The following is a 20,503-nucleotide window of genomic DNA, read 5'->3' as shown; positions in this document are numbered from 1 at the left end:
TCAGCCGTCTGGCCGAAAAAGCCGGACGTTTGTGAACCGGTTCACACGCCGAAATCTTCAAACGTGGTCCTCTAACCCTCCGACATCGAACATTTTGGGGACTACCAATGACGACCCTTTACGACGGCTTTGACATCGAATCCTTCGAAGCTGGCAAGGGACTGTGGCACGCCCGTATCCGGCGCGCCGATTTGAGCCCGGTTGCCATCGACGGCGTGCTGTTTCCGACCATGGAAGTCGGCTTCGCCTGGCCCGATCCGGACGCCGCGATAGCCGACGCCAAGCATCACATCGACCGCTTCCGCCGGCACGCCGACGACAGCGATGACGAATAGGCGAGATTGAGCGACAACGCGGCATAACAGGGGGGACACCTGACCATGTCAGTGATCGAATGCGAAGACGGCGGGCGGCCGCGAATTTACGCGCGCCCGGTGCTCTCAATCTGCCCGGAATGCGACGGCGATCTCACGGTGCTTCGCGTGATCGGCGGTCGCGCCGGCTGCGAGTACTGGACCATGCGCTGCAGCGATTGCGGCAGCATCCATCTCGACATTCTCGAGCCCCGCCTGATGGTCGTGGACGGCGACGGACCGCTGCCGGCGGCGTGACGCGCAGGCTGCTGCCAACCTGCTGTCAGCAGCCTGTTCCCGGGACGGCATTCGCCCTTTTCTGAGGGGCGGACTCGTCCCATATTCGCCTCATGGCGAAGAAACCTGCCCCCCCAAAATCCCCCAAAACCAAGGCGCCGAATTCGAAGGCACATCGGCCTGACGTTCAGCCGATCGGGCCTGCGCTGGCCGAACTGCTCAATCCTGCGATCAACCGGGGCGATGCCGGGCTTGGCTCGGGCACCGGATTGCAGCCGCCGCCCGACAATTCGCGCGACCGCCGCGCCGGAGGCGAGGCCGCCGCGCATCGGGCACGCGCCTCGACCCCCAAGGACATTCAAAAGCAGTTTCCGCAGGACTCGACGCGGCCGATGCCGCTGCGGCCCAATCCGCAGCCGGTCGGGGCGCGCAGTTCGACCGAGGGTTTCGAGGAGGCTCCGCAGGCCAATTACGGAACTGCGGCCACGATTCCGACCCTCGATCCGGAACTGGCGCGCCAGCTCGGCCTTCCCACCGAGGAGGACGATGCCGAGGCACTGGCGCGGCCGCCGCGCAGCAAGATGGAGGCGCTCGGCGTCAAGGCCACGGCCGATGCGCTGGAATCGCTGATCCGCGAGGGTCGGCCCGAGTTCCGCAAGGACGACGGCTCCATGAAGGTGTGGACGCCGCACCGGCCGCCGCGCCCGGAGAAGTCCGAAGGCGGCGTGCGCTTCGAGATCAAGTCGGAATACCAGCCGCGCGGCGACCAGCCGACTGCGATCAAGGAGCTGGTCGAGGGCATCGAGCGCAACGACCGTTCGCAGGTGCTGCTCGGCGTCACCGGCTCGGGCAAGACCTACACCATGGCCAAGGTGATCGAGGCGACGCAGCGCCCGGCCCTGATCCTGGCGCCGAACAAGACGCTCGCCGCCCAGCTCTATGGCGAGTTCAAGAATTTCTTCCCCGACAACGCGGTCGAGTACTTCGTCAGCTATTACGATTACTACCAGCCGGAAGCCTATGTCCCGCGCACCGACACCTACATCGAGAAGGATTCCTCGATCAACGAGCAGATCGACCGCATGCGCCACTCAGCGACGCGCGCGCTGCTCGAACGCGACGACGTCATCATCGTCGCCTCGGTGTCCTGCATCTACGGTATCGGTTCGGTCGAGACCTACACCGCGATGACCTTCGCGCTGAAGAAGGGCGAGCGCATCGATCAGCGCCAGCTCATCGCCGACCTCGTCGCGCTCCAGTACAAGCGCACCCAGGCCGATTTCACCCGCGGCACGTTTCGCGTTCGCGGCGACGTCATCGACATCTTCCCGGCGCACTATGAAGACCGCGCCTGGCGGGTGAATCTGTTCGGCGACAGCATCGAGACCATCGAGGAGTTCGATCCGCTCACCGGCCACAAGCAGGACGAGCTCGAATTCATCAAGATGTACGCCAACTCGCACTATGTGACGCCGCGCCCGACGCTGGTGCAGGCGATCAAGTCGATCAAATCGGAACTGAAGCTGCGGCTCGACCAGCTCAACAATCAGGGACGTCTGCTCGAAGCGCAACGGCTGGAGCAACGCACCACCTTCGACCTTGAGATGATGGAAGCGACGGGCAGCTGCGCCGGCATCGAGAACTATTCGCGCTATCTTACCGGGCGCCGCCCCGGCGAGCCGCCGCCGACGCTGTTCGAATACGTCCCCGACAACGCGCTGATCTTCGCCGACGAAAGCCACGTCACCATCCCGCAGATCGGCGCCATGTTCCGCGGTGACTTCCGCCGCAAGGCAACGCTGGCCGAATACGGTTTTCGTCTGCCCTCCTGCATGGACAACCGCCCCTTGCGTTTCGAGGAGTGGGACATGATGCGGCCGCAGACCATCGCGGTGTCGGCGACCCCGAGCAGCTGGGAGCTGAACGAGAGCGGCGGCGTGTTCGTCGAGCAGGTGATCAGGCCGACCGGGCTTATTGATCCCCCTGTCGATATTCGCCCGGCCCGCACCCAGGTCGACGATCTCGTCGGCGAGGTCCGCGCCACCGCGCAGGCCGGCTATCGCTCGCTGATCACGGTGCTGACGAAGCGCATGGCGGAGGATCTCACCGAATATCTGCACGAGCAGGGCATTCGCGTCCGCTACATGCATTCCGACATCGACACCATCGAGCGTATCGAGATCATCAGGGATCTCCGCCTCGGCGCCTTCGACGCGCTGGTCGGCATCAATTTGTTGCGCGAGGGCCTCGACATTCCCGAATGCGCGCTGGTCGCCATTCTCGACGCCGACAAGGAAGGCTTTTTGCGCAGTGAAACGTCCTTGATTCAGACCATCGGCCGCGCCGCGCGCAACGTCGACGGCAAGGTGATCCTCTACGCCGACCAGATGACCGGCTCGATGGAGCGCGCCATCGCCGAAACCAACCGCCGCCGCGAGAAGCAGGTCGAGTACAACACCGCGAACGGCATCACGCCTGAAAGCGTGAAGAAGCACATCGGCGACATCCTCAACTCGGTCTACGAGCGCGACCACGTGCTGGTCGAGGTCGGCGGTCACGACATGACCGACGACGTCATCTCGATCGGCCACAATTTCGAAGCCGTGCTCGCCGATCTCGAGACAAGGATGCGCGAGGCCGCCGCCGATCTGAACTTCGAGGAAGCCGCGCGCCTGCGCGACGAAGTCAAGCGCCTGCGCGCCACCGAGCTCGCCGTGGTCGACGATCCCACCGCCAAGCAGCGCGCTGTCACGACCCGGGCCGGCGCCTATGCCGGCACCCGGAAGTACGGCGACGCCGCGAACCTGCCCGTCAGCGCCATGAAGAACAAGAGCGCCGCAACCGCGCTCAAGGCCGGCGGGGCTAAGGGCTCACGGATCCATAAGCCGCATCTCGATGAGATGCACGGCCCGGAATCGCTGCCCTATCGCGAGAGCCCGAGCCTGCCGTCGAAGCCGTTCGGCGGAAACAGCCGGATCATCCAGCCGACGGACTCACGGCAGTCGGGTCCGGAGTTCGGCCCCGCGCCGAAGTCGACGGGTGGCGCGCCGGGGCGACGGGGTGGGTGGAAGAAGAGGTAGGGCGGCGAAGTTCCGTCGGCGCTTGTCGTAGCCATGGATTCCGGGCTCGCCGCTGCGCGGCGCCCCGGAATGACGAGCGTTTCTTACCCCGGAATTGTCGTCAGCAGCAGCACAGCATCAGAGCTGGCGGAAGAACACGAGGTAGATGGCGAGGCCGATCGTCGAGAACGACAACAAGACGCCAAGCCAATTGTATTTGACGCCCTGCGTGCGCGAAGCGCGTCTCACGAAAGCGAGGAGGAAAAACAGGAACAGGATTGCGAGGACGACACCCCAGGCGAGCTTCCCGACGTCCATTGTCCCCTCGCCCGGCTCAACTCCAGCGCTAGCGGCTGGAATTTACCATCGGGGCATGCCGGATAGAAGAGAGACCGGGCGAGGTTTTCAGCGCCGCTACAGCTTGCCCTGGCCGTTCACCTGGCTCTGTTGCTGCTGCTGCTTCTCTTGCTGCTCCTGTTGTTCCTTGGCGTGGTGGCGGCCGTAGAGGCAGCCGGCGGCGGCGCCGAGCACACCGTGATGGCCGGCATAATGGCCGGCGACGCCGCCGACGATGGCGCCCTTGATGCAGCCCTTGGCATTGGCGGCGGAGCTTGCGCCCAGGATCAGAAGCGCGGCCGTGACGGCGATCAGCGGGCATTTCATGGGTGATATCTCCAAATGCTGGTATCCGCCGTCTCAACGAGCACAGGCGGGTCCGGGTTCCCGCGCCCGCCGCCGTCACGGCGTGCAGCCGAGCCGGCGCTCAACCAGCCCGCATGGCGTGAACCCCCGAACATTGAGGCGCGACCAATCGCCGGGTATTGCGTTGTCTTTGCTGATGGATGGACCCGCGAGCGGCGCCACTGCGTTTGCGATCCACAGCCAAGGCGGGCGGTAGCAGCATGACCGTTGAATCGTTGAACAGGCAACGCGTGCTGCATCTGCTCGACGCCTTCGCACGCGGCGACATCGAGGCGGCGCTGTCGTGTTGCACCGACGACGTCGACTTCCTCACCCACGCGCCAATCGACGTGCTGCCGCATTTGGGCCCGCGTCACGGCAAGGCCGAACTGCGCGAGCTCTGGCAGACGGTGTGGTCGCGCTATCAGGAGATCCGCTACAAGGCGCCGCACATCGTCGCCGGCGGCGACGACGTCGCGATTTATCTGCACGGCTATTTCACCAAGCGCAGCAACGGCCGCATCGTGCAATTCGACATGACGGTGTTCTACACGTTCCGGAACGGGCAGATCGCGCAGATCCGCGAGATCATCGATTCCTACGATCTGGTGCAGCAGGTGCTGGAGCAGGAGATCGGACCCCTGATCGTGGGCGCGGCGACGAAAGAGGACTAGGCGTCGTCCTGGCGAAAGCCAGCCTGGCTCGCCGACTCGGAGGCCAGACCGAGCGGATCCCGGTAAGATTACGGGGTTCTATTGCAAATCTCACATTTCGCGCTCACTTGTGCATTGCGAAAACGTGAATTGCGTTTTTGCCGGAATCCCGTATTTGTTTGCACACAAATGAATTGAGCAACCCCGCGGCACCGTTGCAGGGGGTTGTCGTCGTTTTTCCGCAAGCCAGTTTCAGGACGATCCCAGATGACAGAGCACAGCCTCTGGCGTTTCTCGCGGGCGTTGCACCGCGCGATCAACGACCGGCATTTCGAGGATATCGAGGCCTTGATCGACGAGGACGTCGAGTGGGCCATCTATGGTCCGATCGACATGTTCCCCTTCCTCGGCGCGCGCCAGGGCAAGGCGGCCGTGCTCCAGGTCATCCGCCAGCTCGCCGACAATTTCCGCGTCCGCCGCTTCGAGCGCGAGAGCATCATGTTGGGCGTCGATTCCGCCTCCTCGATGCTGCGCTACTCGCTCACCGCGCTGGATTCGGACAAGCCGATCAGCTTGCGCGTGGCCCAGTTCGCCCAGTTCAGGGCGGACCGGCTTACCAGCATGCGCGTGCTGGTCGACACTTTCGACCTGGTCGAACAGGCACTCGGCCGCGCCATTCATCTGCCAAAGATGACCAGCGTCGGCTGAGGGGGACGCCAACGGGCTCCGAGAGTTCGGGACCGGTCGACTGATGCTCCCGCGACGCGTTCTGGCCTCCAGCCCCGCCGGACGCGCATCGTGGAGAGGCTCGTCATCGGGCGCGTGCGATCTCGCGCGCGGCCCGTTGGTTCGTCATTTGCGATGGTGCGAGCGCCACAATTTTGCGACGATAGCGCCGCTATCATCCGCATGAACTGGGCTTGCGGGCAAGGACTATGGAATTCAAGACAGGTTTCGGCTGGATCAGGCTGCCGCTGGCGGCCGCGTTCATTGTCGGCGCTGTGCCGAGCGCCCAGGCGCAGATCATCCCGCCCTTCTCCCCTCCTCCCGCCGCGACCGCCCCTGACGAGGAGGCCGACGAGGTCGCCGAGACGACCCCTGACGTCAACGATCCCGACGTGCTCAAGGGCATCGACGTCGACAAGCTCGACTGGAGCCAGCTCGCCATCGACGCCGGCACGCTCAACGACATCATCGCGGCCAAGAAACGCGCCAAGGCCGCGGCCAAGGACGGCATGGACTGGGCGACCAACGCCAATGCCAACGGCTCCTCGGCGGTGACCGTGAAGCAGTCGGTGTCCTCGTTCTGGGACACCCGCGTCGGTGCCGACATGACGGTGGCGAAAGAGCCGACCACGATGTCGGAGCTATTGGCCCAGAAAGCCGCCAATGGCGGCAACCTGCCGCAGTCCTCCGGCAGCGCCTGGGCCGCCGCGACCGCGCCGGGCGCGGGTCCGGTCTGGGACAAGACCGCGGTGGAAGCCCGCGTCGATCCCGGCGCCGAGCAGAGCAAGCTCGGGGCCTCGCTGACCAAATCGATGCCGCTGTCGAGCGACACACAGCTGACGCTGCAGAACGGCTACAGCGTCAACCAGCAGGGCACCACGGCGCTCCCCGGCGTCGGCGGCCACGTCACCCGCAACTACGAGACCGACCAGTCCGCGAAGGTGACGATCACCGACACCGGCACCAGCATTACCGCGGGCCGGACGATGTCGACCACGGACGACAAATGGCTGGGCAAGGTCGGCGCCGAACAGAAGCTGTTCGACAACGTCACCGTATCCGGCTCGGTCGGCGAAACCTCGCAAGGCGCGATCAACAAGAGCGTGACGGCGGGTTTCAAGAAGAGCTGGTGAGGCTTCTTTAGACTTCCCTAACCATACGCCACGTCAAAACCCCCGAATGGTCCGCCCTTGCCGCATATCGGCCGCGTTGCCGTCAAAATCCGGCGCACAGATGCACCGGCCTGACACACATCGTCGTGCGGGGGACACTCGCGCTGCGCTCAACGCGAACAGGGGAATACGATGAACGCCATCCGCCCGGAAAAGATCGAAGCCACCGAGACCGAAACGGTCGACAGCAACCTCGCCGCCGTGACCGAGGTCGAAGCCGGCATCCGCGATTTCGTCCGTAATGACATCGCCTATCTGCGCCGCCCGGCTGCGACCACCACAGACGCGCCGCCGCTCGATCCGAGCGCGGAGGCCACCGTCACCAACGTCAACTCGCTGATCCAGCGCGTCGCCGGCACCTCGCTCGCCGAGATCGAGAATCTGATCTCCGAGCTCGAGAGCCTGCGCGACCTGCTCCATGCCGAAGGCCAGCGCGTCCAGCGCGAGATCTCCGGCTATGCCCAGCTCAGCCAGGCCGCGATGAAGTCGACCCGCATGATCGCCGACAACGTCGCCCAGTGGAAGCGCGCCGCCGACGGCCTGCGCAACAGCTGATCGCCAGCACCTGACATCATGAGCTGCCGCGTCCTGAAAAGGGCGCGGCGGTTTTGATTCCGGGATCGTCTCCCTCTCCCCGTTGTTACGGGGACGCGACGAGCTTGGCTCGCGCTGGGAGGGTTGGGGTGAGGGGCCTCTCTCCACGTGCGAGAGTGTCGAGGGACCTGTACCCCCTCACCCGGAATTTGCTCACGCAAATTCCGACCTCTCCCCGCAAGCGGGGCGAGGTAAAGAGTCACCCTTGAACCCCCCGCCCCATCCCCGCGACCAAAGCCAAGCGCCCGTGCCGCTGACGGCCGGGCCTTGGGGACATCTCAGATGGAAAGCATTCGGCCCGACACCACGGACCCGATACCGCTGCGGCCCGCGCCGAACCCGTTCGGGACCATCATGCTGCGCTTTGTCGGGCTGCTGGCGGTTGCGATCGCGATTCTCGCGTTCGTCTATAGCCGCTGACGACGGAGGCCGCGGCCCCGCGCGGAGGCCATTTCGTGGCCCCGCGGAGTTAACGAGCGCTTAACGGCTCGCGTCGATCGTCGAGGCTTCCAGGGTGTAGGCGCCATCGGCGTAGCCCTTCACCACCATGCCGGCCACCAGCATCACAGCCAGCGTCGCGGTAGCGAAGATAAATCCGACCAGTTTGAGTGCGCCGCGGTCTGCCATGGTTCTCGTCCCCTGTCCTCTGCCCAGTTCGTTCAAATAGACAGCGACAGGTTCATAATTGGTTAGCAACTCGATGGTTCCGGCAAACTGGTTCGCATCGGCCGGCCATCTCGGAAGGCTTATGGCAGCAGCCCCGAATCGCGTCCATAGCGCGCGGGCAACACTCGCGCGCTCATTTCGGCCGTTCATTCTGGAACTGGTCTAAGCGCTCTTGCGCATCGGCACGAAGGCGCTGGCGGTGATGGAATAGACCTCCTCGCCGCGCTGGTTGGTGCCGGTGGTGCGGGCGGTCAGAATGCCCCAGCCAGGGCGCGAAGCTGAGCTGCGCTTGTCGATGACGACGTTGGTATAGTTGATGGTGTCGCCTGATAGCACCGGCTTGATCCAGCGCAGGTCGCGAAAGCCCGGTGACGGCCCCCACACCGCGGCCTCCTCGCCGCGTTCAGCGGCTTCACGCGCCAGGCGTTGACCGTCAGCGACAAGCAGGCTCATACAGGCCGAGCCGACATGCCAGCCCGAGGCCGCCAAGCCGCCGAACAGCGAGTTCTTGCCCTCCTCTTCGTCGAGGTGAAAGCGCTGCGGATCGAACTTCGCCGCAAAGGTCTTGATGGACTCCGCGGTAAACGTATAGGCGCCGATATCGCGGCGCTGGCCGATCTCGATGTCCTCGAAGAACCGCATCAGACCGCTCCTTCGCGTCGCGCGATCAGGATCGGCGAGGTCATCTCGGCGAGCGCTTCGCCCTTGGCGTTGCGCACCGTGCATTTGAACTTGACGATGCCGAGATTGGGCCTGCTCTTCGACGTGCGCGCCTCCACGACGTCGACATCGAGCATGAGGTCGTCGCCGGGCCTGAGCGGAGAGAGCCAGCGTACCTCATCGACGCCGGGAGATCCCAGTGAGGCGGCGCGGGTGATGAAGCCGTCCGCCATCATCCGCATCATCAGCGAGCAGAGATGCCAGCCCGAGCCCGACAGGCCGCGCAGCATGCTCTTGGCTGCGGCCTCCTCGTCGAGATGCATCGGCTGCGGATCGAACTCGGCGGCAAAGGCCAGGATCTCGTCGCGGGTGACGTGGCGCGGGCCGAACGTTCCAAAGCGGCCGGGCGGGAAATCTTCGAAGGTCAGGGTCATCTTGGAAAAGCTTTGCGGGAAGGACAGATTGTGGCCGCACTTTGCGGCAATCTCAACCCGCCGGCTCGCATGGCTCGTGCTACATTCGGCGAGTCGGGCTAAACCTGCCTCATTGTCGGGATGACACGGCCGGCGGCACGATCTGCCCGGGGGAGAGAGATGTTTTCATTCAGCGATCTGTTTCAATGGGACCGCTTCATCACGCCGACGATCATCAAGACCTTCTACTGGCTGGTGATCGGCGTGATCTGCCTGTTCGGCCTCTCCGGAATCTTTGCAGGCCTCACCGCGATGGCGATCAGCCCGTTCGCCGGCTTCCTGGTGGTGCTGGAGTCGATCGCCGGCGTCATCGTCGGTGTCGTGTTCTCGCGCATCGCCGCGGAATTGATCCTGATCGTGTTCCGCATCAACGAGCACCTCGGCGCGATCAGGGATCAGGGCGGCGGGTTGCGGTAACCCGGATGCCGGCACCGTAGGGTGGGCAAAGGCGCGAAAGCGCCGTGCCCACCATCTCTCTCGATCACAAGGAATGCGTGGGCACGCTTCGCTTTGCCCACCCTACGGCACCGCCGTTGCAGCTTACGTATTGAACCTGAAATGCATCACGTCGCCGTCGGCGACGACGTATTCCTTGCCCTCGAGACGCAGCTTGCCGGCATCCCGCGCACCGGCCTCGCCGCCCAGCGCGACGTAGTCCTCATAGGCGATGGTCTCGGCACGAATGAAGCCCTTCTCGAAATCGGTGTGGATCACACCGGCCGCGCCCGGCGCCTTGGTGCCGCGATGGATGGTCCAGGCCCGCGCTTCCTTCGGGCCCACCGTGAAATAGGTGATGAGCTGGAGCAGCGCATAGCCGGCGCGGATCAGGCGATCGAGGCCGGCCTCCTCCAGGCCGAGCGTCTCCAGGAAGTCGGCGCGCTCCTCCCGCGAGATGGTGGCGATCTCGGATTCGATCTTGGCGGAGATGACGACGGCAACCGCGCCTTCCTTCGCCGCCTGCTCCTCGACCGCCTTGGAGAAGGCGTTGCCGGTCGCCGCCGAGCCTTCCTCGACGTTGCAGACATACAGCACCGGCTTTGACGAGAGCAGGCCGAGCATCGAGAAGGCGCGCTCCTCTTCCGGCTTGCGCTCGACGAGGCGCGCGGGCTTGCCGTCACGCAGCAGCACCAGCGTGCGGTTGACGAGGTCGAGCTGCTCCTTGGCGTCCTTGTCGTTGCCCTTGGCCTTCTTGGTCAAATTATCGACGCGCTTCTCGAGACTGTCGAGGTCGGCGAGCATCAGCTCGGTCTCGATGGTCTCGATGTCGGCGAGCGGGGCGATCTTGCCCTCGACATGGGTGATGTCGGAATCTTCAAAACAGCGCACCACATGCGCGATGGCGTCGACCTCGCGGATGTTGGCGAGGAACTGGTTGCCGAGGCCTTCGCCCTTGGAGGCGCCGCGCACGAGGCCGGCGATGTCGACGAAGGTGAGCCGGGTCGGGATGATCTGACCCGACTTGGCGATCGCCGCGAGCTTGTCGAGCCTGGGATCGGGCACGGCGACTTCGCCGACATTCGGCTCGATGGTGCAGAACGGATAGTTCGCCGCCTGCGCCGCGGCCGTCTCGGTCAGCGCATTGAACAAGGTCGACTTGCCGACATTGGGCAATCCGACGATCCCGCATTTGAATCCCACGAGCGTTATTCCTTGCCGTTCTCGTCCTTGGTCAAAAATCCCTTCGCCTGCATCGCCAGGTGCACCCTGTTGGCGAAGGTCGCGTCCGTGCCCTTGACGATCAGGGCGGCGTGCTCGGCCACCGCGTCGCAGAGCGTCGTCACCCACTCGTTGTCGGCCTTGGCGAAATCCGACAGCACGTGGCCGTGCACCAGTTCCTTGACGCCGGGATGACCGATGCCGAGCCTGACACGGCGATATTCGTTGCCGATATGCGCCGAGATCGAACGCAGACCGTTGTGACCGGCGATGCCGCCGCCGATCTTCACCCGCACCTTGCCCGGTGGCAGCTCGAGCTCGTCGTGAAACACCGTGGTGTCGCCAGGCGCGATCTTGAAGAAGCTCGCGGCCTCCTGAACACTGCGGCCGGACTCGTTCATGTAGGTCGTGGGCTTGAGCAGGATCACGCGCTCGGTGCCGAGCGTGCCTTCCGACGCCTCGCCCTGAAACCTGCGGCGCCATGGTGAAAAACCATGACGCCGCGCGATCTCGTCGACGGCCATGAAGCCGATATTGTGCCGGTTACGTGCGTATTTCGCGCCGGGATTGCCGAGCCCAACAAAGAGTCGCATGACGCGGCGCGCCCCTCAGCCGGCACGCGATCGATGACCGCGCGCCAGCTCTTTTGAAGGATTACTTCTTCTTGTCGCCGCCGGCCGGAGCCTTGGCGGCAGCGGCCGGAGCAGCAGCACCCGCGGCCGGAGCCGCAGCGCCCGCCGCCGGAGCAGCACCAGCCGCCGGAGCCGCGCCACCAGCAGCAGCCGCAGCCGCGGCCTTCTGCTCTTCGGCGTAGCCGGACGGCGGCACGATGGTGACGAGGGTTGCATCCTCTCGGGTCAGGGCCTTCACGCCGGCCGGCAGCTTGACGTCGGCAAGATGCAGCGAGTGACCGATTTCCAGCGAGCCGACGTCGGCTTCGATGTACTGCGGAATGTTCTCGACACCGCATTCGAGCTCGATGGCGTGGGCGACGATGTTGACCGTGCCGCCGCGCTTCACGCCGGGCGAACCTTCGGCCTTCACGACATGCAGCGGGACGCTGATGCGGATCGTGGCGCCTTCGCCGAGACGCATGAAGTCGACATGGATCGGGAAGTCCTTGACCGGGTCGAGGTGATAGTCGCGCGGAATCACGCGGTGCTTCTTGCCCTCGAGGTCAATGTCGACCAGCGTGGTCAGGAACCGGCCGGCGAGGATGCGCTGGCGCAGTTCACGATCTGCAATCGAGATCGTCAGCGGGGGCTGGTTATCACCATAGATCACTCCGGGCACGCGCCCGGCGCGACGCTCTGCCCGGGCGGCCCCCTTGCCGCTCTTCGGACGTGCGGTCGCCTTCAATTCCTTGACGGTCGTCGCCATAGTTTAAGTCCTTGTTTTTGCAAAAGTTAATGGGCCGCAGCGCGGCCCATGGCATGGTTCGCAGCAAGCCTCCAGGGGTGCGGGGGCCACGAACTGGCGGGCTTTTACCCGGAAGATGCGGAAATGACAAGGAGAATGGGCCGGTAGCCTGGGGTTCCTATCCCCGGGAGGGTAAAGGCGCCTCTACCCGCCGAGCTTGGCTTCCAGCGCCGCGATGCGCGCTTTCAGGGCTTCGTTCTCCTCGCGCGCCAGGCGGGCCATGTCCTTGACCGCCTCGAACTCCTCGCGCTTGACCAGATCCATGTCGCGCAGGAACTTCTCGGCCTGGTTGCGCATCACGGTATCGAACTCGCGCTTGACGCCCTGGGCCGCTCCGGCGGCGTCGTTCATCATGCGGCCGATCTCGTCGAAAAACCGGTTGGTGGTCTGGGTCATGTCGGTCTCCTGATCGGTCTTTTGATGCCCCGATAAACTTTGCGCGAACGCGCGAAAAGACAATGGCAATCCGCGGTGACAGGTTCAAGGGCCGCAGCAGCGGTATCCTTGTCATGCCCCGGTTTCCTTGCAATCGTATTCAACGTCCCTGCATGTCAGGGAATCACAAGGCGGAACGCACGGCATGATCGAGCAGCAGATCGCAATTCCCACCAAGGACGGCCACACCGCGACCTTCATCGTCCATCCCGAGCGCGGCGGCCCCTTCCCGGTCATCCTGTTCTACATGGACGCGCCGGCAATCCGCGAGGAGCTGCGCGACATGGCGCGCCGGCTCGCGACCTCGGGCTATTACGTGATGCTGCCGAACCTCTATTACCGTTCCGGCGTGATGGAGCTCGGCGCGCTGCCGGCTGACCCGAACGCGCCGGAGCGCAAGCGCATGTTCGCGCTGATGGGCTCGCTCACCATTCCCATGATCATGGACGACACGCGCGCGCTGCTCACCCATGCGGAGGGCCAGGCCGCCGCGAACACTGAGATCGTCGGCACCGTCGGCTATTGCATGAGCGGCCGCTATGCGGTGAACGCCGCGACGCATTTCCCGGAACGCGTCAAGGCCGCCGCCTCGGTCTACGGCACGCAGCTTGCGACCGACCAGGACGACAGCCCGCATCTGGCGGCAGGCAAGACCAAAGCCGAACTCTATTTCGCCTGCGCCGAGACCGACATCTATGCGCCGACCGAAATCATCGAGAAGGTCAAGCAGGGCATGAGCGGCGCGAAAGCCGAGGTCGAGATCTATCCCGGCACCCATCACGGCTTCGCCTTTCCCAAGCGTCCGGTCTATGACCGCGACGCGGCCGAGCGGCATTGGGAGCGTCTGCTGGCGCTCTATCGCCGCAACCTCGTCTAGAGATAGAAGGCCTGATGCCCTTTCTCCTCATCGACTTTCCGTCCTTCGACCCGATCGCTGTCGCCATCGGACCGTTTGCAATCCGCTGGTACGCGCTCGCTTATATCGGCGGCATCGTCATCGGCTGGCTCTATGCGCGCTCGCTGCTGAAGAACGAGCGTCTGTGGGGCGGCCCCGCACCGATGTCACTGGTGCAGATCGATGACTTCATCCTCTGGGTCACGCTCGGTATCATCCTCGGCGGCCGCACCGGCTACGTGCTGTTTTACAATCTGCCCTTCTTCATCGATCATCCCGCGGCGATCTTCCGGCTGTGGGAAGGCGGCATGTCGTTCCATGGCGGCTTCCTCGGCTGCGTGGTCGCGGTGATGTGGTTCGCCCATCGGGCCGGCATCTCGATCCTGTCACTCGGCGACATCACCACTGCCGTCGCCCCTATCGGGCTGCTGCTCGGGCGTATCGCCAATTTCATCAATGGCGAATTATGGGGCCGCGCCACCGATGCGAGCGTTCCCTGGGCCATGATCTTCCCGAACGATCCGACGCACCTGCCGCGCCATCCGAGCCAGCTCTACGAGGCCGGCATGGAAGGCATCCTGCTGTTCGCGGTGCTGGCCATCATGATCCGCTTCGGCGCCCTGAAGCGCCCGGGCATGATCCTCGGTGCCTTCATCCTGATCTACGGCCTGACCCGGATCGCCGGCGAACACTTCCGCGAGCCGGACGCCCAGCTCGGCTTCCTCTGGGGCGGATTAACCATGGGCATGCTGCTGTCGATCCCGATGCTACTCGTCGGCAGTATACTTGTTGTAAGGGCTGTCAGGCGCGGTGCGCCGCAGCCCGTCGAGGCCATTCATTAATTCCTTTCGAGAAGACGAGCCGTGACCGAACAGCCGCTACTCAACGAGATCAAGGCGCTGATCAAATCCTCGGGCCCCATGCCGGTGTGGCGGTACATGGAACTGTGCCTGATGCATCCGCACTACGGCTACTACGTCTCGCGCGATCCGCTCGGGCGTGAGGGCGACTTCACCACCGCGCCCGAGGTCAGCCAGATGTTCGGCGAACTCTTGGGCTTGTGGACCGCGTCGGTCTGGAAACAGATGGGCTCGCCGCAGCTGCTGCGGCTGATCGAGCTCGGCCCCGGCCGCGGCACCATGATGGCGGACGCGCTGCGCGCGCTTCGCGTACTGCCGCCGCTCTATCAGGCCCTTCACATCCACATGGTCGAGGTCAATCCCGTCCTGCGCGAACGGCAGAGTGCGACGCTATCGGGCGTGCGCAACAGCATCACCTGGCACGACAGCATCGACGACGTGCCTGATGGTCCCGGCATCATCCTCGCCAACGAATATTTCGATGTGCTGCCGATCCATCAGATGGTGAAGCGCGAGGACGGCTGGCACGAGCGCGTGATCGAGATCGACCCCAACGGCAACCTGCAGTTCGGCGCCGCCTCCGAGCCGACGCCGCGCTTCGACGTGCTGCTGCCGCCTCTGGTACGCGCGGCCCCCGTCGGCGCGGTGTTCGAGTGGCGCCCCGATACGGAAATCATGAAGCTCGCCACGCGCGTGCGCGACCAGGACGGCGCGGCGCTGATCATCGACTACGGGCATTTGCGCAGTGATGCCGGCGACACCTTCCAGGCCATCGCACGCCACAGCTTCACCGATCCCCTGAAGGCGCCGGGCCAGGCCGACGTGACCGCCCATGTCGACTTCCAGGCGCTCGCGCGCGCCGCCGAGGACGTCGGCGCCCGCGTGCATGGACCGGTGACACAGGGCGACTTCCTCAAGCGGGTCGGCATCGACACCCGCGCGGCAGCGTTGATGTCGAAGGCGACGCCCGAGGTGGCCACCGACATTTCCATCGCGCTGAAGCGGCTGACCGACACCGGGCGCAGCGGCATGGGCGCGATGTTCAAGGTGCTCGGCATCTCCGAGCCGCGGCTGACGGGCCTTGCCGGCCTCAGCGATCTCGAGCACGCCGGAGGCGATAAATGACCCTCACTTCGTCGCTGCTGTCGGCGGTGCCCGGCCTGCGCCATGCCTTCTTCACCCGCGAGGGCGGCGTCTCCAGCGGCATCTATTCGGCGCTGAATGGCGGGCTCGGCTCCAACGACGACCAAGCCCTCGTCGCGGAGAACCGGCGCCGCATGGCCGAGCATGTCGGCGTCGCCGCCGATCGTTTCGTCAGCCTGCACCAGATCCATTCGCCCGACGTGCTCGTCGCAGATAGCCCATGGCCAACCGGGCCGCGGCCAAAGGGCGATGCGATGGTGACGAAGACGCCGGGCATCGCGCTCGGGGTCTCCGCCGCCGATTGCGGACCGGTGCTGTTCGTCGATCCCCATTCGCGTGTCATCGGCGGCGCGCATGCCGGCTGGAAGGGCGCGCTGACGGGGGTGCTGGAAGCGACGATCTCCGCCATGGAAAAGCTCGGCGCGAGGCGCAGCGGCATCATCGCCGCGATCGGTCCCTTGATCCGCCAGGACAGCTACGAGGTCGGGAACGAGTTCGTCGCACGCTTCATCGAAGCCGACGCGGACAACGCCGTGTTCTTCATTCCCTCAGTGCGGGAGGGCCATGCGATGTTCGACCTCGCCGGCTTCATCCGCAAGCGGCTGGAGGCTGCGGGCATTCTGATGATCGACGATCTCGGTCTCGACACTTACGTCGACGAGCGCTTCTTCAGCTATCGGCGTTCGGTGCATCGCAAGGAGCCGGATTACGGCCGTCACGTTCACGCGATCGCGCTGGAGACGTGAACACACAGGCAACGTCGTTTCATTCCGGGGCGATGCACGAACTTCGTGCCCGTAATGCACCGGACCTGTGTCGCCTCCGCCCTAGACCTTAATCGATTTTAACGATATCGCTGCCCTCAATGAGGGAAGCGTCATCTCTTCTGCGCCGCGCGGGTTCGCGCGTGCTTGCGGTCGTGCTGCTGGCGGCAGCGACGGCGCTGGCCGGCTGTGCCGGCGGCAACGTGCCCGCCAATTCCTATGCGATGGCGGCAGCAAGCGCCGGCTCCGGCGCGACGGTGGCCTTCGAGTCGATCGACGGACCGCCGCCACAGGTGTTCGACCGCATGGTCGGGGTGCTCGACAGCGAATCCAAGCTGCGCAGCCTCTCGATTGTCTCCCGCGAGGGGGCGGCTGCCTACCGTGTGCGCAGCTACCTCTCCGCCCAGGTGGTGCGCGGCAAGACCGTGATCGCATGGGTGTGGGACGTCTACGACGCCAACCAGCAGCGGGCGCTCCGCCTCTCCGGTGAGGAGCCGACCGCCACCAGGGGCGGAAAGGATCCGTGGGCCGCCGCCGACGATCTGGTGCTGCGAAAGATCGCCCAGGCCGGATTCAGCGGACTTTCCAACATGATCAACGGAACGCCGGATACGCCGGGCACTGTACCTGGCTTGCGCGGGCCGGCCGTGGCAAGCGTGACGCCGGAGGCGCCTGCGGCCGAGATGCCGGCCACGGCGCTCGGCTATGCCCCACAATAACCACCGCTAAACCACGGGCCTGGTTTGCGGCCAAACCGTTGGCCCGACTCAGGATTTTCAGAGGGAAAACGTAGCATCCCGGGTTGCCATTGCGGCCTCCGGCCTGATATTTGCTCGCTCGTCGTAACCGTGCTGTCAGTGGGTATTCTCTGATGTTGAACGTCGTATCCAGCAAAGCGCGGGAGGAAGCGTCCATGTCGGCCAAGAACGGCTCCATCAAGCTCGTCGCCGGCAACTCCAATCCGGCTCTCGCCCAGGCCATCGCGCAGGGCCTCGACATGCCGCTGACCAAGGCGGTGGTCCGACGCTTCGCCGACATGGAGATCTTCGTCGAGGTCCAGGAAAACATCCGCGGCTCCGATGCCTTCATCATCCAGTCGACCTCGTTTCCGGCGAACGACAATCTGATGGAGCTCCTGATCATTACCGACGCGCTGCGCCGCTCCTCGGCGCGCCGCATCACCGCCGTGATCCCCTATTTCGGCTATGCGAGGCAGGACCGCCGCTCCGGCTCGCGCACGCCGATCTCGGCCAAGCTGGTCGCCAATCTGATCACCCATGCCGGTGTCGATCGCGTCATGACGCTCGACCTGCATGCCGGCCAGATCCAGGGCTTCTTCGACATCCCGACCGACAATCTGTTCGCGGCCCCCTTGATGGTGCGCGACATCCGCGAACGTTTCGACCTCGGCAAGGTGATGGTGGTCTCGCCTGATGTCGGCGGCGTGGCCCGCGCCCGTGGCCTTGCCAAGCGCATCAACACCCCGCTCGCGATCGTCGACAAGCGCCGCGAGCGTCCGGGTGAATCCGAGGTCATGAACGTGATCGGCGACGTCTCCGGCTACAGCTGTATCCTGGTCGACGACATCGTCGATTCCGGCGGCACGCTGGTGAACGCGGCCGATGCGCTGATCGCCAAGGGCGCCAAGGAGGTCTACGCCTACATCACCCACGGCGTGCTCTCCGGCGGTGCGGCGGCCCGTATCTCCGGCTCGAAGCTGAAAGAGCTCGTCATCACCGACTCGATCCTGCCTACGGAAGCGGTGACCAAGGCGCCGAACATCCGCACGCTGCCGATCGCCAGCCTGATCTCGGACGCGATCGCGCGCACCGCGGCGGAAGAATCGGTCTCGAGCCTGTTCGACTAAACTAAGGTCTGCAATGCCGAAGGGTGGGCAAAGGCGCTGCGCGCCGTGCCCGCCATCTCTTTGCCGTTACGACGTAAGTCGGTCACGCTGCAAAGCTCGGCAGCACAACGTCTCTCATCAGCGCGAGCATCACTTCGGTCTGCTCCCGGCCCGATCGCTGGTAATTGCCGCAGTGGATCGCTACGACGAGATCGCGCGCCGGGATCACGAACAGATACTGACCGCCCCAGCCGACACCGCCAAACCAATGCAGCGGCTGCGCAGTGGCGAAATCGCCCATGTACCAGTGATAGCCATAGTGACGACCGAAGCTGATCGGGACAACAGGCGTGGTCACGCGCTTCACCCAGTCGGCCGGGACGATGGACTTTCCGTTCCAGCTGCCATTCGCCAGCATGAGTTGTCCGATCTTGACGAGGTCGCGCGGCAAAAGACGCGCCCCTGAGGCCGCGCGCGGCTCGCCGTCCTGGCCAATGCTCCAGTCCGACGGGCCAAAGCCGAGGGGATCGAACAGCACGCGGCGGCAATAGGCCGGCAAGGCTTCGCCGGTGCCCCTGGCGATGAGCCGGCCGAGCAGCGCGGTGGCGCCGCCGCAATAGGTCCACTTCACGCCCGGCTCACCGGCGATCGGACGCTCGAGAATGAAGCGATAGCGATCGTGCGCGGCTTCCATCGCCGTCTCGCTGTTGCGCGGATCGCCGTAAACGATCGCGAGTTCTTCCCAGTCGAGCCCAAGCGTCATCGAGAGCGCGTGGTGGATCGTGATCTTGTCCCGGCCCGGCTGCACGGCGAGATCGGCATATTCGGGAAACCGCGCATAGAGCTTTGCGTCCGTCGGCGGCACCTTGCCCTCCGCGAGCGCGATACCGTAGGCAAGACCGACGATGCTCTTGGACACCGAGCGCAGATCGTGCGGCACGTCGGGGCCGAACACGACGCGGCCGAGCGGCCGGTCCCAGCCTTCATCCTCCCCCTCGCCATAGTGCTCGAACACGAGCTTGCCGCCCTGGCTCACCAGAAGCGCGTGCAGCCCGGGCAGCTTGCCGGCTCGCTCCAGTGCGGCGAGGCTCTGGGCAGGATCGATCGCCCCGGCCAAGGCGGGCGGGGCCCAAGCGAAGGCTCGAGGGAAGGCCGACGGCAGCGCGATGCCCGCGCCGAGACCAGCCAGTAGATGACGACGGCTGAGAGCAGCCATAGCCAATTCCTCCGGAACGGTGTATTCACAGGTACCTTGCAATAAATGGTACCTTGCTATATAAGCTCCTTCGAAAGCGGTGTAGTCAAGGAGGAAATGGCCGACTCGACGAATCAGGTTCAACTCAAGAAGGGCGCGCTGGAGCTCTGCGTGCTCGCCCTGCTCGCGCGCGGCGAGAGCTATGCCTATGAGATCGCGAGCACGCTGTCGGCCGGCGTCGGCATGGGTGAAGGAACGATCTATCCGTTGATGCGGCGGATGCAGGATGACGGGCTGGTCGACACCCGCCTCGAGGAATCCAGTAGCGGCCCGCCGCGCAAATATTATCGCCTGACGGCCGCCGGCCGCGCCGCCTTCACCGCGCAGAAGCGCGAATGGCGAAGCTTTACCGACGCAGTCGACCGCCTCCTCGGAGACGCCAAATGACCCGCGACGACTTCCTTCACATCCTCGCCGACGGGCTCGCGGGACTGCCCTCGGCGGAGATCGACGACATCCTCTCCGACTATTCCGCTCATTTCGAGGAGGCGCGCGCCTCTGGGCGGAGCGAGCAAGAGGTCGCCGCCGCGCTGGGCGATCCCAGACGGCTGGCCCGCGAGCTGCGCGCCGAGACGGGGTTGCGCCGTTGGGAGAACCATCACTCCTTCCGCAACTCCACGGCCGCGCTGTTCGCGCTCAGTGGCCTCGCCGTGGTTGACATCGTCTTGATGCTGCCACTGCTGCTTGCCGTTCTGCTGATCCTGCTCGTGATCGCCTTCGTGATGTGCGTGCTGGGGATCGTCGGAATCGGATTGCTGATCAGCGTCTACAAGCATTTTGGCGACAGACATCTCGTCAATCTGATCTTGCGTGGGCTGGCAGGCGTCGCACTCGTGACCACAGGCGCGGGCTTCGGCGCGCTGTTGGCGCTTGGGCTCAATGCCGCGGTCGGATGGCTCGGCAACTATGCGCGGCTGCATTACCGATTGCTCAAGCCGGAGCAGAGCGACGTCTGA

The 20,503-nt window shown here is 64.8% G+C and carries 27 protein-coding genes; 17 read left to right on the top strand and 10 right to left on the bottom strand.

The genetic code is table 11. The annotated features are described in order from the left end of the window. Positions 1-107 precede the first annotated feature (107 nt). From G8O24_RS32065 to uvrB, 3 genes are all read left to right on the top strand, one after another. On the top strand, positions 108-335 hold the full coding sequence (locus tag G8O24_RS32065) for a hypothetical protein (RefSeq protein WP_128968334.1): 228 nt from the start codon (positions 108-110) through the stop codon (positions 333-335). Positions 336-380: 45 nt separating this feature from the next. Beyond that, positions 381-611 (top strand): hypothetical protein, encoded by a 231-nt coding sequence (locus G8O24_RS32060; RefSeq protein WP_188106355.1) that lies wholly within the window; start codon positions 381-383, stop codon positions 609-611. 92 nt (positions 612-703) lie between these two features. Continuing rightward, positions 704-3,670 carry an excinuclease ABC subunit UvrB gene (gene uvrB, locus G8O24_RS32055; RefSeq protein WP_188106353.1) on the top strand — a complete coding sequence of 989 codons (2,967 nt, stop codon included), beginning with the start codon at positions 704-706 and terminating at the stop codon, positions 3,668-3,670. Positions 3,671-3,787: 117 nt separating this feature from the next. Here uvrB and G8O24_RS32050 read toward each other — a convergent pair whose 3' ends face one another. Continuing rightward, positions 3,788-3,967, bottom strand: coding sequence for a hypothetical protein (locus tag G8O24_RS32050; RefSeq protein ID WP_188106351.1), 180 nt, complete (start codon positions 3,965-3,967; stop codon positions 3,788-3,790). Between the two features lie 96 nt (positions 3,968-4,063). Next, entirely contained in the window at positions 4,064-4,312 is a 249-nt protein-coding gene (locus G8O24_RS32045; protein WP_188106350.1) for a hypothetical protein, read from the bottom strand. A 239-nt stretch (positions 4,313-4,551) separates the two neighbouring features. Between G8O24_RS32045 and G8O24_RS32040 the strand changes: the two genes are divergently transcribed. The 5 genes from G8O24_RS32040 to G8O24_RS32020 all read left to right on the top strand — a co-directional run bounded on the left by G8O24_RS32040 (position 4,552) and on the right by G8O24_RS32020 (position 7,895). Then, positions 4,552-5,004, top strand: coding sequence for a nuclear transport factor 2 family protein (locus tag G8O24_RS32040; protein ID WP_188106348.1), 453 nt, complete (start codon positions 4,552-4,554; stop codon positions 5,002-5,004). A 246-nt stretch (positions 5,005-5,250) separates the two neighbouring features. Continuing rightward, a complete protein-coding gene (locus G8O24_RS32035) occupies positions 5,251-5,691 on the top strand; it encodes a nuclear transport factor 2 family protein (protein WP_188106346.1) in 441 nt (146 codons plus the stop codon). A 227-nt stretch (positions 5,692-5,918) separates the two neighbouring features. After that, a complete protein-coding gene (locus G8O24_RS32030) occupies positions 5,919-6,842 on the top strand; it encodes a hypothetical protein (protein WP_188106344.1) in 924 nt (307 codons plus the stop codon). A gap of 171 nt (positions 6,843-7,013) precedes the next feature. Beyond that, positions 7,014-7,436, top strand: coding sequence for a hypothetical protein (locus G8O24_RS32025; protein ID WP_188106343.1), 423 nt, complete (start codon positions 7,014-7,016; stop codon positions 7,434-7,436). 321 nt (positions 7,437-7,757) lie between these two features. Then, a complete protein-coding gene (locus G8O24_RS32020) occupies positions 7,758-7,895 on the top strand; it encodes a hypothetical protein (protein ID WP_188106341.1) in 138 nt (45 codons plus the stop codon). Between the two features lie 60 nt (positions 7,896-7,955). Here the strand turns inward: G8O24_RS32020 and G8O24_RS32015 are convergent, their stop codons facing one another. The 3 genes from G8O24_RS32015 to G8O24_RS32005 all read right to left on the bottom strand — a co-directional run bounded on the left by G8O24_RS32015 (position 7,956) and on the right by G8O24_RS32005 (position 9,235). Beyond that, positions 7,956-8,102 carry a hypothetical protein gene (locus tag G8O24_RS32015; RefSeq protein WP_188106339.1) on the bottom strand — a complete coding sequence of 49 codons (147 nt, stop codon included), beginning with the start codon at positions 8,100-8,102 and terminating at the stop codon, positions 7,956-7,958. A 201-nt stretch (positions 8,103-8,303) separates the two neighbouring features. Beyond that, the gene (locus tag G8O24_RS32010) at positions 8,304-8,783 is read right to left on the bottom strand and encodes a MaoC family dehydratase (RefSeq protein WP_188106337.1); all 480 of its coding nucleotides are present in this window, start codon (positions 8,781-8,783) and stop codon (positions 8,304-8,306) included. Continuing rightward, complete coding sequence (locus tag G8O24_RS32005; protein ID WP_188106335.1) at positions 8,783-9,235, bottom strand: MaoC family dehydratase; 453 nt, start codon at positions 9,233-9,235, stop codon at positions 8,783-8,785. The genes G8O24_RS32010 and G8O24_RS32005 overlap by 1 nt, the downstream gene beginning before the upstream one ends. A gap of 159 nt (positions 9,236-9,394) precedes the next feature. Between G8O24_RS32005 and G8O24_RS32000 the strand changes: the two genes are divergently transcribed. Continuing rightward, on the top strand, positions 9,395-9,691 hold the full coding sequence (locus tag G8O24_RS32000) for a DUF4282 domain-containing protein (RefSeq protein WP_188106333.1): 297 nt from the start codon (positions 9,395-9,397) through the stop codon (positions 9,689-9,691). 123 nt (positions 9,692-9,814) lie between these two features. On the opposite strand, the gene ychF is transcribed toward G8O24_RS32000, so the two are convergent. The 4 genes from ychF to G8O24_RS31980 all read right to left on the bottom strand — a co-directional run bounded on the left by ychF (position 9,815) and on the right by G8O24_RS31980 (position 12,745). Next, positions 9,815-10,912 (bottom strand): redox-regulated ATPase YchF, encoded by a 1,098-nt coding sequence (gene ychF / locus G8O24_RS31995; protein ID WP_188106331.1) that lies wholly within the window; start codon positions 10,910-10,912, stop codon positions 9,815-9,817. A 5-nt stretch (positions 10,913-10,917) separates the two neighbouring features. After that, positions 10,918-11,523 carry an aminoacyl-tRNA hydrolase gene (gene pth, locus G8O24_RS31990; protein ID WP_188106329.1) on the bottom strand — a complete coding sequence of 202 codons (606 nt, stop codon included), beginning with the start codon at positions 11,521-11,523 and terminating at the stop codon, positions 10,918-10,920. 61 nt (positions 11,524-11,584) lie between these two features. Continuing rightward, on the bottom strand, positions 11,585-12,310 hold the full coding sequence (locus tag G8O24_RS31985) for a 50S ribosomal protein L25/general stress protein Ctc (RefSeq protein ID WP_188106327.1): 726 nt from the start codon (positions 12,308-12,310) through the stop codon (positions 11,585-11,587). A 183-nt stretch (positions 12,311-12,493) separates the two neighbouring features. Then, the gene (locus tag G8O24_RS31980; RefSeq protein ID WP_057741966.1) at positions 12,494-12,745 is read right to left on the bottom strand and encodes an accessory factor UbiK family protein; all 252 of its coding nucleotides are present in this window, start codon (positions 12,743-12,745) and stop codon (positions 12,494-12,496) included. Positions 12,746-12,929: 184 nt separating this feature from the next. Between G8O24_RS31980 and G8O24_RS31975 the strand changes: the two genes are divergently transcribed. From G8O24_RS31975 to G8O24_RS31950, 6 genes are all read left to right on the top strand, one after another. Then, a complete protein-coding gene (locus G8O24_RS31975) occupies positions 12,930-13,661 on the top strand; it encodes a dienelactone hydrolase family protein (protein ID WP_188106326.1) in 732 nt (243 codons plus the stop codon). A 14-nt stretch (positions 13,662-13,675) separates the two neighbouring features. After that, a complete protein-coding gene (gene lgt / locus G8O24_RS31970) occupies positions 13,676-14,521 on the top strand; it encodes a prolipoprotein diacylglyceryl transferase (RefSeq protein WP_188106324.1) in 846 nt (281 codons plus the stop codon). A 21-nt stretch (positions 14,522-14,542) separates the two neighbouring features. Further along, the gene (locus G8O24_RS31965; protein ID WP_188106322.1) at positions 14,543-15,664 is read left to right on the top strand and encodes a class I SAM-dependent methyltransferase; all 1,122 of its coding nucleotides are present in this window, start codon (positions 14,543-14,545) and stop codon (positions 15,662-15,664) included. Next, a complete protein-coding gene (pgeF, locus tag G8O24_RS31960; protein ID WP_188106320.1) occupies positions 15,661-16,428 on the top strand; it encodes a peptidoglycan editing factor PgeF in 768 nt (255 codons plus the stop codon). The genes G8O24_RS31965 and pgeF overlap by 4 nt, the downstream gene beginning before the upstream one ends. A gap of 119 nt (positions 16,429-16,547) precedes the next feature. Next, complete coding sequence (locus G8O24_RS31955; RefSeq protein WP_188106319.1) at positions 16,548-17,165, top strand: hypothetical protein; 618 nt, start codon at positions 16,548-16,550, stop codon at positions 17,163-17,165. A 194-nt stretch (positions 17,166-17,359) separates the two neighbouring features. After that, positions 17,360-18,313: a ribose-phosphate pyrophosphokinase gene (locus G8O24_RS31950; RefSeq protein ID WP_188106317.1), complete on the top strand. Its 954-nt coding sequence runs from the start codon at positions 17,360-17,362 to the stop codon at positions 18,311-18,313. 82 nt (positions 18,314-18,395) lie between these two features. Here G8O24_RS31950 and G8O24_RS31945 read toward each other — a convergent pair whose 3' ends face one another. Next, complete coding sequence (locus G8O24_RS31945) at positions 18,396-19,508, bottom strand: serine hydrolase domain-containing protein (protein ID WP_188106315.1); 1,113 nt, start codon at positions 19,506-19,508, stop codon at positions 18,396-18,398. 96 nt (positions 19,509-19,604) lie between these two features. Here G8O24_RS31945 and G8O24_RS31940 point away from each other — a divergent pair, with 96 nt between their 5' ends. Both G8O24_RS31940 and G8O24_RS31935 read left to right on the top strand, forming a co-directional pair. Next, on the top strand, positions 19,605-19,934 hold the full coding sequence (locus G8O24_RS31940; protein WP_188106313.1) for a PadR family transcriptional regulator: 330 nt from the start codon (positions 19,605-19,607) through the stop codon (positions 19,932-19,934). After that, positions 19,931-20,503, top strand: a complete 573-nt coding sequence (locus tag G8O24_RS31935) for a DUF1700 domain-containing protein (protein WP_188106311.1) — start codon at positions 19,931-19,933, stop codon at positions 20,501-20,503. The genes G8O24_RS31940 and G8O24_RS31935 overlap by 4 nt, the downstream gene beginning before the upstream one ends.

Origin of the sequence: Bradyrhizobium campsiandrae (assembly GCF_014529705.1) — a bacterium.
Classification (GTDB): Bacteria; Pseudomonadota; Alphaproteobacteria; order Rhizobiales; family Xanthobacteraceae; genus Bradyrhizobium; species Bradyrhizobium campsiandrae.
Note: the sequence above shows the minus strand (reverse complement) of the source record. Positions and strands in the feature narration are given on the sequence as shown.